The 3,272-nt window shown below is 34.2% G+C and carries 2 protein-coding genes and 1 pseudogene; 2 read left to right on the forward strand and 1 reads right to left on the reverse strand.

The features are described from left to right. Positions 1–569, forward strand: a pseudogene (locus ACKI4H_RS10795) (transposase); the annotation flags it as partial. Positions 570–677: 108 nt separating this feature from the next. Further along, the gene (gene tehB, locus ACKI4H_RS10800; protein ID WP_407305614.1) at positions 678–1,541 is read left to right on the forward strand and encodes an SAM-dependent methyltransferase TehB; all 864 of its coding nucleotides are present in this window, start codon (positions 678–680) and stop codon (positions 1,539–1,541) included. 564 nt (positions 1,542–2,105) lie between these two features. Here tehB and ACKI4H_RS10805 read toward each other — a convergent pair. Next, the gene (locus ACKI4H_RS10805) at positions 2,106–2,339 is read right to left on the reverse strand and encodes a hypothetical protein (RefSeq protein ID WP_407305616.1); all 234 of its coding nucleotides are present in this window, start codon (positions 2,337–2,339) and stop codon (positions 2,106–2,108) included. Between the last annotated feature and the right edge of the window lie 933 nt (positions 2,340–3,272).

Below are 3,272 nucleotides of genomic sequence, written 5' to 3' on the forward strand. Positions count from 1 at the left end.
CCAACGAATGATTCATCTCATCAGAGCACATCAATTGGCACTACATGCCTTACACCTTACATTGACGAAAGATTGCCAGAGTCATTATTTATGGATGAATTCAACTAGCTGCCTGTATGCAAAAATCAGTGCATTCAACGGTATAAATCCATAGCAGCGATTGCAACCCACGGCAAAAGTTCAATGGGATGGTTCTGGCTGCAAGCTACATTTAATCATGAATCAGTCAGGAGACATTGTCAGTACAGCTTTATCGAATGGGCATACAGCAGATATTAAAATGGTTGAACGGCTGGTAGAAGGATTAAAAACACAAAGCACTGATTTAATTAAATATCACTAAAAGAATATGAAATCTGTGCAACTCTCAACAGCAGATGAATATCACTTAAAGCCGCGTAATAAAATAGAGACTTTATTCAGCTTATTAAAAGGGAAATATCATTTGGTGACGAGTAAAGTGAGAAGCATTGAAAGATACTTGGCGGGAATTTATGCTTATTTATGTGCTTACCAATTATGTCATCAAAAACAAGCCAACCATTCAAGTCATGGAATTATTGGCTTAAGCAGGATTCGGGTTAAAGTAGTATTTGCTGTACTGAGCTTTCTTATCTCTAACAATCATTCATAAAGTTAGCAAGTATTAACAGGTCATATAAATACGAGAGGATTCTATGCAAGAACTTATTTGCTACAAACAACTCCCCGTTTGGGGGCATGATTCCATCCCTCAAGCTTTTCAAAAACCTCACAATACGAAAGCGGGGACATGGGCAAAACTGACGATATTAAAAGGTGAATTAAATTTTGCAATGTTGAGTAAAGAGGGGGAAATACAGTCTGAACATGTTTTTTCTATAACCCATCAACCGCCTTTCATTGAACCACAAGCATGGCACAAGATTGTTTCCGCCAGTCAAAATATTGAATGTCAGCTCAGTTTTTACTGTAAGCCTGAAGAATACTTTTCAAAAAAGTATCAGATAATACCCACTCATTCAGAAATTTTAGCGGCAATCCCTTACCTGCATGGCGGGAAAGCACTGGATGTCGGCTGTGGTTCAGGACGAAATTCACTCTTCTTAAGTCAGCATGGTTTTTCTGTCAATGCGTGGGATCTTAATAAAGATAGTATCCATAAATTAAATGAAATTATTCAGTCTGAACAAATCATCAATATTCATCCGCAGATTCGTGATTTGAATCAGGATACTACCATTAATGACCAATATGATTTCATCTGCTGTACTGTAGTGATGATGTTTCTGAAATCAAAAACCATACCGAAACTTATTCCGCAGATGCAAAATGCAACCAAACCACACGGACTTAATCTGATCGTCTGTGCAATGGATACCAAAGATTATCCTGCCCAGCCTGATTTTCCATTTACATTTAAACCGGGTGAGTTAAGTGCTTATTATAGAGAATGGACGATTATAAAATACAATGAAGAGATCGGAGAACTTCATCATACTGATGAAAACGGAAATCGTATTAAGCAGCGTTTCTCTACCTTATTAGCGCAAAAGACTTAACAAGGTACATCTTGAAATTAAATGCCTATACTGAGTAAATTAAACGCTACTAGAGTAGTTATCATATTTAACCTTACTTTATATAGAGTATTTCACATAACAAAAGATTCTAAATTTCAAAAATTTAGTGCCTTAACTATAATTAATATCTACACGTTACTATACAAGTTGAAATCAACTTCATCTACGAACTCACCTTGGCCTACACCTCAAAAACAAGAAAAACGCAACCTCATCTACCTTGTCCAGTCCTGCATTTTATTTCAGACAAGATCTACAAATAATTTAATAAAAATTTTGTACATCAAAAAACCACCCGAAGGTGGTTTTATCAAATCTTGAGGTTAGTTGGCCATTTGTCCCAGACCATATATAACAAGCATAAGCATTAAAGTCGAAGATGAAGTTACAAATATTTCTATTGTACTCATTGCTCTCATTCCCTGCTTTTATTTGTTCTTTTTTTATACCTATAAATAAGAGCAGGATCAATAATTAATTGAAACAGGATGTAAATATTATGAGAATTATCAACTATTAAAGACCTATACAAATAGAAATAAATTATTCCTTTCTCCACTCGAATAAAGGCTTATCATTTACAGCCACTCCAATTTCACAGCCAAGAAATCTCATATCCACAATACCGGTATCCATGGGGATGGTCGTAATAAAATGACTATGCTCCTCAAGTAAGGTTTTATAGCTATCTGGACTTATTAATAGATAATTTGGTATTTCGTAGTTTTGATCTATGTAATCGAAAAATGCCTGTTTTACTTGTTCTGATAGGTTCATTTTACCTCTCCACAAACAACTTAAAATAAGATGCAGAAAACGATCAGGTGTGTCGTCTTTCGGTGCCACCTTAACCGCTTAATTATTATACAGTGAGGATACATGCTTATCTTTTAAACTCAATATTTGATTTGTTCGTTCTATTCAGCGTCTATAAAACCGAGCCTTGATCCTGCAAATTTCTTACTTTCATACCCTTCAAAGCAAGGAGGACATTTCGAAACAAATAAATAGGATATTCATCCTCTACTTTAAATAATGCTTGCATACAAAATAGCCCATCAACTTTATCGAGAGACAGGGGCTAATACAGGGGGTGTTTATGTGTTGTATTGCTTTACTTAAATTGAATAAAATTCAGTCGGATTCGGTCTGGTCATTTTCCTGATATTCAACCTCAGAAAATATATTGGACTCATAATTGTATACAGGAATACAAAATAATTTACTCAAAAATCTAATCATGATTTTACCTATATTAATAAGTTGAAATTCAGAAAATAAAACTATCGATGTAGCTGTTGATATATCCATTTTAAGAATTCATTTTTACTCCTTAATGAAGGTGCCAACTTGATATTCACTATTTCTCGACTTCCAAATTTACCTATAATTTTAGAAGGCGAATCAAGTCTTATTCCAGTTTGACAATCCCCATGGATGGTCGAGAAAAATTCTAATAATAGATCTAGCTCACTTTTCGAGCTAAAGCCAGGACGCTCTGCAACAAAGTTATACACCTGTTGCAATATATGAAAATTAGCACTATTTTTCATTTTTTATAATCAAGTAAATAGTTAATTAAGATATATATATTGCCTATTACCCCTTATAAATTTAGAAAATATTTGTTAAGCATTTGTTGATTTTTGGTACAAAAAAAAGCCGGTAATGCTCCCTGCAAATAATTGAGTTTAAAAGTAGAAAATCGAA

Origin of the sequence: Acinetobacter sp. (assembly GCF_045628685.1) — a bacterium.
Taxonomy (GTDB): domain Bacteria; phylum Pseudomonadota; class Gammaproteobacteria; order Pseudomonadales; family Moraxellaceae; genus Acinetobacter.

Bases quoted from the DNA above. Each gene is read 5' to 3' on its own strand.
- ACKI4H_RS10805 (WP_407305616.1), bottom strand. From the start codon at position 2,339: ATGAACCTATCAGAACAAGTAAAACAGGCATTTTTCGATTACATAGAT.
- tehB (WP_407305614.1), top strand. From the start codon at position 678: ATGCAAGAACTTATTTGCTACAAACAACTCCCCGTTTGGGGGCATGAT.